The organism is Xanthomonas arboricola pv. populi, assembly GCF_002939945.1.
Classification (GTDB): Bacteria; Pseudomonadota; Gammaproteobacteria; order Xanthomonadales; family Xanthomonadaceae; genus Xanthomonas; species Xanthomonas arboricola_A.
Map to the genome: position 1 here is coordinate 589,770 of NZ_MDEB01000003.1, position 8,066 is coordinate 597,835.

The 8,066-nt window shown below is 58.6% G+C and carries 7 protein-coding genes; all 7 read left to right on the forward strand.

What is annotated here, in order from left to right; translation table 11 throughout:
- Positions 1 to 239 precede the first annotated feature (239 nt).
- On the forward strand, positions 240 to 3,497 hold the full coding sequence (locus XaplCFBP3123_RS12050; protein ID WP_104534225.1) for a TonB-dependent receptor: 3,258 nt from the start codon (positions 240 to 242) through the stop codon (positions 3,495 to 3,497).
- Positions 3,498 to 3,598: 101 nt separating this feature from the next.
- Entirely contained in the window at positions 3,599 to 4,984 is a 1,386-nt protein-coding gene (gene ppnN / locus XaplCFBP3123_RS12055; RefSeq protein ID WP_016901083.1) for a nucleotide 5'-monophosphate nucleosidase PpnN, read from the forward strand.
- A gap of 181 nt (positions 4,985 to 5,165) precedes the next feature.
- Positions 5,166 to 5,681, forward strand: a complete 516-nt coding sequence (locus tag XaplCFBP3123_RS12060; RefSeq protein WP_104534226.1) for a GspH/FimT family pseudopilin — start codon at positions 5,166 to 5,168, stop codon at positions 5,679 to 5,681.
- Complete coding sequence (pilV, locus tag XaplCFBP3123_RS12065) at positions 5,678 to 6,157, forward strand: type IV pilus modification protein PilV (RefSeq protein ID WP_104534227.1); 480 nt, start codon at positions 5,678 to 5,680, stop codon at positions 6,155 to 6,157. Before XaplCFBP3123_RS12060 ends, pilV begins: the two co-directional genes overlap by 4 nt.
- A complete protein-coding gene (locus XaplCFBP3123_RS12070) occupies positions 6,154 to 7,320 on the forward strand; it encodes a PilW family protein (RefSeq protein ID WP_104534228.1) in 1,167 nt (388 codons plus the stop codon). Before pilV ends, XaplCFBP3123_RS12070 begins: the two co-directional genes overlap by 4 nt.
- A gap of 3 nt (positions 7,321 to 7,323) precedes the next feature.
- A complete protein-coding gene (locus tag XaplCFBP3123_RS12075; protein ID WP_104534229.1) occupies positions 7,324 to 7,833 on the forward strand; it encodes a pilus assembly PilX family protein in 510 nt (169 codons plus the stop codon).
- A 10-nt stretch (positions 7,834 to 7,843) separates the two neighbouring features.
- Positions 7,844 to 8,066, forward strand: a 223-nt coding sequence (locus tag XaplCFBP3123_RS12080) for a hypothetical protein (protein ID WP_216361731.1), incomplete at its 3' end; no start/stop codon positions are given.

An 8,066-nucleotide genomic window follows, 5' to 3' on the forward strand; every position in this document is an offset into this window, starting at 1 on the left:
CAACGCGACTTTGCGCAAGCTAGCGTTTACACCTTCACATGCGAAGTTCATGTTGCACTGCGCGAACTTTGTCACGTCGCCGTCACAATCAGGCCTTAGCGTGTTAATCTGTTGTTAACCGTTGCGGCAGCAACCAGCCGCGCGGCAAGGGACCCCAGATCATCGGCAGCCCACCCCCGGGAACGGTTGGGCTGACTGCGCCTTTTTGTCACTGCCCAACCTGTATCGAGGCTACCGAAATGACCCACCCCCGCTGTCTCCGCATGTCCAAGCTGACGCTTGGCCTTGTTGCCGCACTCGCTGCCGCCCCTGTGTTCGCTCAGAGCACCTCTGCCGGCGTCGCTGGCTTGGTCACCAGCAGTGCCGGTCAGCCGGTGCCGAATGCCGAAGTGACGATCACCCACGTCGAATCCGGCACGGTCAGCCGCGCCACCACCGATGCCAGCGGACGCTACAACGCGCGCGGCCTGCGTGTGGGCGGGCCGTACACGATCACTATCACCAAGTCGGGTGAAGGGACGAAGACGGAAGAGGGCGTGTACCTGAACCTCAATCAGGTCAATACGGTAAACGCGGATCTGACGGGTGACATCGCGACCACTAATCTTGAGGCCGTCCAAGTCATGGCTGCCGCCGGTGGCTCGGACCTGTTTAGCGCTTACAAGATGGGTACCGGCACGAACGTGTCTCGCGAGACCATCGAATCGCTGCCGTCGGTCAATCGCAATATCCAAGATTACATCCGTCTCGATCCGCGTATTTCGCAAGTCAGCAAAGCCGACGGCGCAATTTCGGTGGGCGGTCAAAATACGCGCTACAACGCTATTCGTATCGACGGTATTGGTGCAGGCGATCCGTTTGGTTTGGAGTCCAATAACCTGCCGACCGAGCGTCAGCCGGTGTCGATGGATGCCATCCAGGAAATCAATATCGATGTCGCCAATTACGACACCACCATTTCTGGCGGTACCGGCGCAGTAATCAATGCAGTAACCAAGTCGGGTACCAATAACTTTGGCGGCACCGTGTATTACGCGTATCGCGACAAGGATATGGTCCGCAAGGAGTTGGAAGGCGTTCGTTTCAATGGCTTCGATGATGAAAAGACCTATGGCATGACCTTGGGTGGGCCGATCGTCAAGGACAAGCTGTTCTTCTTTGCCAACTACGAAAAGATGGAGCGTTCGGCGCCGGGTATCAGCCTGACTGATTCTCCGTATGGCAGAGGCAGCATCACCGATGCCGACATCGCTCGTGCGCAGCAGATCGCAACCGGCTATGGCTTCGACGCGGGTTCGCTGAGCCAGCCTGCCAATAAGACCGAAGTCGAAGAATATGCGCTGAAGATCGACTGGAACATCAGCGACAATCATCGCGCCGCTGTGCGCTACAACAAGCTTGAGCAGAACGTTGTCCGCTTCCCGCAGATCACCAATAGCGCTGTCTCGTTGAGTACCTTCTGGTATCAGCAGCCGAAGACCTATGAATCCTGGATGGGCGAGCTGTTTAGCGACTGGTCCGAGAACTTCTCCACCGAATTCAAGCTTTCGCATAAGGAATACTCTGCGATCCGCGAGCCGAACTCGACTTTACCGCAAATTCAGGTCCGCGGCTTCGGCGGGATTGCCAACAATTCGTTGTATTTCGGTACCGAACAGAATTCTCACGTAAACGCAGTCGAGAGCAAGGAGTTGAGCGCTTTCGGTGCTGCGACTTGGTATGTGGGTGACCACACCGTCAAGTTCGGTTTCGACTATTCGGACAATGACTTGCTGAACTATTATGGCCGCAACCTCAATGGCGCATATTTGTTCAATAACCTTGATGACTTCGCAGCAGGCCGTGTTAATCAGTACATTGTGCGTGCGCCGCGTCCCGGTGGCAGTTACGACGACATTCCAGCCGCGTACACGCTTAAGAATACTGGCCTGTTCATCCAGGACAGCTGGGCGGTTAATAACAATTTGACCGTGCAGGGCGGCGTGCGCGTCGACATGCCCGATTTTAGCGATCAGCGTCTATACAACCCGCGCATCATGTCGCTGTATGGATACGACAACACCCAGTTGCCTGATGACAAGCTAGTGCAGCCGCGCTTCGGCTTCAACTACACATTCGACAGCGACCGTCCGACCCAGCTGCGCGGCGGCCTGGGCCTGTTCGGTGGCGCCGCCCCAAATGTCTGGCTGGCCGGTGTATACCAGAACACCGGTCTGAACTACACCGAATACACGGTGAACAATCCAGTTGGCATCTTTACGCCGAATACCAATCCTCCGTACATCCCGTCGACCGGTGCAGGTGCTCGCCAGAACGTAGACATTGCGGCGCCTGACCTCAAGCTGCCGTCGGTGTGGAAGACCAATCTCGCCTTCGACCATGAGCTGCCCTGGTATGGCATCGTCGCTTCGGCTGAGGTTCTGTACACCAAGGTCAATAACGCGATCTACTTTGAGCGTCTGGACCTGTACAACCAGGCTGGTGTTGCGGCGACCCGGATTGGCCAGGATGGTCGTGAGTTGTACTGGAATGCGGCGGGTTATCGGCCTTCTACTGGTGCCAATACTTCCGTACAGAACGGTCAAAACCTTGGTGGTGGTCAAGTCGTAAGCGGCAAGGCCAATCGTCCAAGCGACATGGGTGACGTGATGCTCATGCGCAACACCGACAAGGGCGAAGGTACCCAGTTCACGGTTGGGTTGAACAAGCCGCTTACGGAAACCTGGGGTTGGTCGCTGGCCTACACCTACACAGAGTCCACTGAAGTCAGTCCTCTGACCAGTTCGCAGAACACCTCGAACTGGGGCAGCACGCTGATCGGCACTGCCAATGAAAATGTTGCCTACGATTCGCGTTATGCGATCAAGGACCGCATCACTGGCTCGATTAACTGGAAGAAGGCGTTCTTCGGTAAGTACAACACCAGCGTGGGTTTGTTCTACGAAGGTCGTTCAGGTCGTCCGTTTAGCTACATTTATTACAACGACTTGAATGGCGACGCAGCTTCTACTTCCGGCGCCGGTTACTTTAATGACCTGTTCTACGTTCCGAATGGACCTGGTGACGTCCAATGGGTGGGTGGAGCAGCAATGGAGCAGAGCTTCTTCGATTGGCTCGCAAAAAATCCCGAGTTGGCTGCGTACAAGGGACAGATTGCCCCCGCAAACGAATTCCGTACCAAGTGGGTGAACAGCTTCGATCTGCACGTCAGTCAGGAGCTGCCCGGTCTGTTCGAGGGGCACAAGACCGAGTTGGCGCTGGATATCATGAATGTCGGCAACCTGCTCAACAAGAAGTGGGGTCGCATCGAAGATTACGGCTTCAATTCCACCGCCCGAGTGGCGAGCTATGCAGGTATCGATCCTGCGACCGGTAAGTACATCTACAACTTCACCGGCGCCACCGACGAACCAACGGTGCAGGAGAACAACAACGACAAGGGCAACACCGGCGTGTCGCGTTGGTCTATGCAGGTGACGCTGAAGTACAAGTTCTAATGCGACTCGTGAAGTAGGCAAAAAACGGCCGGGGCAAACCCGGCCGTTTTCTTTTGTGCGGGTGAGTACGCTAAAGTTCTGAGATACGACAGGAGCAAGCTATGGAACTCAGCAGTACGGCAGCACGGGCGCTGCCGGTGGTGGATGCGCGGATCTATCCGCGTGGTGGCCTGGACGTGCTGTCCAAGGCGGAAGTGGCGCGTCTGCGCGATGCCTCCAGCGGCGGCATGCACGAGCTGTTGCGCCGGTGTGCGCTGGCCGTGCTGACCAGCGGCAGCGCGTCGGACGACCCGCGCGCCGCGCGCGACCTGTATCCGGATTTCGATATCCAGGTGAACCAGCAGGATCGTGGTATCCGCATCGATCTGAGCAACGCACCGGCAATGGCCTTCGTCGATGGCGAGATCATCCGGGGTGTGGCCGAGTTGCTGTTCGCCGTGGTGCGCGACCTGGCCTACATGGCGATCGAGCTGGAAGCCCAGCGCGGGGATCTGGATACCAGCGAAGGCATCACCAACGCAGTGTTCGGGCAGCTGCGCAATGCGCGCATCCTGCAGCCGTCGGACCCGAACCTGGTCGTGTGCTGGGGTGGCCATTCCATCTCGCGCGACGAGTACCTCTACACCAAACAGGTGGGCTACGAGCTGGGCCTGCGTGGCCTGGACATCTGCACCGGCTGCGGCCCGGGCGCGATGAAGGGGCCGATGAAGGGCGCCACCATTGCGCACGCCAAGCAGCGCAAGCATCACACGCGCTACATCGGCGTGACCGAGCCGGGCATCATCGCCGCAGAGTCGCCGAATCCGATCGTCAACCACCTGGTAATCATGCCGGACATCGAGAAGCGCCTGGAAGCCTTCGTCCGCATTGGCCACGGCATCCTGGTGTTTCCGGGTGGCGTCGGCACGGCCGAGGAAATCCTCTACCTGCTCGGCATCCTGTTGCGCGAAGAAAACGCCGACCTGCCGTTCCCGCTGATCCTGACCGGCCCGACCATCGCCGCGCCGTATTTCGAGCAGATCGATCGCTTCATCCGGCTCACCCTGGGCGAAGCGGTCGCTTCCCGCTACGAGATCATCGTCGGCGACCCGGTCGCCGTGGCGCGTCGCATGGCCGAAGGCATCCACGACGTGCGCGCGCACCGCAAGGAACAGAAGGACTCGTACTACTTCAACTGGTCCGTCCACATCCCGCTCGAGTACCAGCAGCCGTTCGAACCCAGCCACGAGGCCATGGCCGCCCTCGACCTGCACCACGGCCGCCCAGCGCCCGCGCTGGCCGCCGACCTGCGCCGGGCCTTCTCCGGCATCGTCGCCGGCAACGTCAAGGAAGATGGCATGCGCCGCATCGAGGAATTCGGCCCCTTCGAGATCCACGGCGACCCGGACATCATGCAGGCCCTGGACGAGCTGTTGCGCGGCTTCGTCGAACAGCGCCGTATGAAGATCTCGGGGGACTACCGGCCTTGTTATCGGGTGGTGACTTAACGCCTGCTGGATTTAGATCCCAATTCGGGTGGAAGGGAAAGGCCGGGCTGGGCACAAGTTGTAGGCTCGGTAAGTCTCGACGCTCACGTCGGCAACCCTAAAACGACCGTTCGTCCCCCCGGTGCTTGTTCCTGAGGGGGCGGTCGAAGCATCTTGGCTAGGTCACGCTGGGGAGCGTCCAATGTCTTTTCGCCGATCTACCGGCTTCACACTTGTGGAATTGATGATTGCGATCGCCGTATTGGCGATTTTGCTTACGATCGCGCTTCCAAGCTTTCGTGGAGTAATCCGCTCCAATCGCGTAGCGAGTAGCGCCAATGAGACCCTCGGGCTGCTGTCTCTCGCCCGCAGTGAGGCGATACGCAATCGCCGAGGTGGTGGGGTTTGCGGTAGCGCATCGGGAACCGCTTGCGACAACAATTGGGGGAGTGGGATGTTGGCTTGGGCGGATACCGACGGAGACGGCGCTTTCAAGGGTGGAGACACCGTCCTGCGTTTCGTTTCGATAGACCCGTCGCTGAGCAATTCTGGTCCGTCCGGCACCGCGATTTCATTCGATGGAAGGGGGCGCAGGCTTGCTTCCAGCAATCAGCAGATCACGCTGCAGCCAACCATGTGTGATGGGCAGCCATTGCGTCGCACGTTGGTCGTCAATGGCGCCGGTCAGATCACCTCCCAGAAAGGCACTTGCCAGTGACGCTCCCCCGGTCCTTTGTATCGCGCTCTCGTTCCGATGGCTTCAGCCTGCTGGAAGTGCTGATCGCCATCATCGTTCTTGCGTTTGGTTTGCTCGGGTTTGCGCTGTTGCAGACCGCCAACATACGGTTCGTGCAGAGCGCCAATTATCGCACTCAGGCCACCAACCTGGCTTACGACTTGCTGGATCAGATGCGCAGCAATCGCTTCCAATCGTCCTGGTATACCGACGCCACCTTTTCCGCGAACACGGTCACTGCTGCCAGCTGCAGCCGTCCGCTTGGGACCAATCTCACGATCGCAACCAACGTCGCACGCTGGAAGTGTCAGGTGGTACAGGCATTAGGAGAGGGCGCCAGTGCGACCGTGCTTAATGCCAACGGGCAGGTCACCGTGGGCATCAGTTGGGGGGATCAGCGCTGGGATGCAAGCAACCCGGATGCGCTCACAACGTTCACCCTGGTGTCTCAGCTATGACTCGTAGCTCTCCATCCAAGCGTGCGATTGCCGGCATCAGCTTGATCGAGATGATGATCGCCATGGTGATCGGCTTGGTATTGATGCTGGGTGTGATCCAGGTCTTCTCGGCATCCCGTACGGCATCAATGCTTGCGGAAGGGAGTGCGCGCGCGCAGGAGAACGGGCGGTTTGCCTTGGAGTTCCTGCAGCGCGACATACGCATGGCAGGGCATTTTGGCTGCGTCAATGACCAAGCACATTTCGTGCGTGGTGAGGGGGACCCGGTCGTCACCACCGGCGCCGCAAGCGGTTCGGGTCATCCATTGGATTTCAGCGTTAGCGTGCAAGGCTACGAAGCGCCTAATACAAAGCCACTCGGCGTTCTGACTATCGGGGCCACCTGGGCGGTACCAACAAATCTTCCAGCATCGATTTCCAAGCTCAACCCGCGCGGCGGCAGCGACATCCTGGTTTTACGCTACTTGGCTCCAGAGAGTGTGCCGATCACTGCGCTGACGTCGGGCAGTAACAGCGTAGTCAGCTTCAACGCCACTAGCGGCCTGCGTTTGACCGAAGGTGGCCAGGCGGCTCCGACTGTATTTGGAATCGCTGATTGTGCCCATGCAACTGTGTTCAAGGGTGCCTACGCCAGCGGCAAGATCACTGCCAACGGAACCAATTTATCAAACTACTCGGCAAGGCCAACCGGCCAAGCGTTGATCTACCGAGCGGAATCGCTGGTGTATTACGTCGGGACCTCGGCAACAACGGGCGAGCCGGCGCTGATGCGGGCGCGCTCAAACGGCGTTGACGATTACGGAACGTCCGAGGAACTGGTTGAAGGTATCGAGAACATGCAACTGCTGTTCGGTCTTGATCAGACCACCAGCATGTCCACTACCTCCCCACCATTGGGGAACATCAACACACAAGCGATCGCAAGTGATGTTTCCATTGGTACAGATGCTGCAGCGGCTGGGCAGTGGCGGCGAGTGGGGCAGGTCCAGGTCGGCATTCTTGCCCGTAGTCCCTCACCTGCCACGGCAGAGAGACCGGCGAGTGCGGTGCGCTATCCAAGTGCATTGGGAGTGTCTTTTGCGCCGCCTGCCCAAGCTGACGGGCGGTACAGAATGACGTACGAGTCCACGATCGCCTTGCGTAATCGACTGTTCGGGAACTAACTCATGAATGCTTACGCTCGCCTGCGTCCCATGCCCGCTCGCCCTCGTGGCGCGGTGCTCTACGTTGCACTTATCATGCTAATCCTGTTGGCGTTGATTGGAATTGCCGGGATGCAAGTGGCAGGGATGCAGGAAAAAATGGCATCCAATTACTTGGCGACCAATATTGCCTTCCAACATGCTGAAGGAGTGACGCGTCGGAGCGAGCGTGCCATTGAGGCCATCGCCAATCGTACGGATGCGCCAACAGGCGCCCCTTTAGTCGATACCGATATTCAGCAGAACTGTGATGCCGCTTTTGACCCGGTCGCTTGGGGTCGAAGCAAGGCAACAACGGTGAATGAGGCAGTCAATGTACGGCGCATCGACTCGTGCATCATCGGCGGAGGATCGCTTGCGATGGGTGAGCCACTCGACCCCGTGACGCCGGTGTACCAAATCACCACATTTGCCAACGATGCCGCGACGGATGCCTCGTCATCGGCATCTATCGACACCATTTTCAAGCTCTGAGGCTGCCGGCATGTCCCGTCGCATTTTTCGAACCGCTGTCGCTTCCGCGATCGTTCTGGCTGCGGTTGGCGGCTACTTCGTCTATGGCCTGATTGCTGCGCAAGGACAGGGCGGCTTGGCGCAGGCTCCACTGAATAACGCGACATCCGTTCCACCGGCTTTCATCATGGCGGTCGACGATTCTAAGGAACCTCTGAACAAAGCACAGCAGATGCGCGACACTATTGCCACAG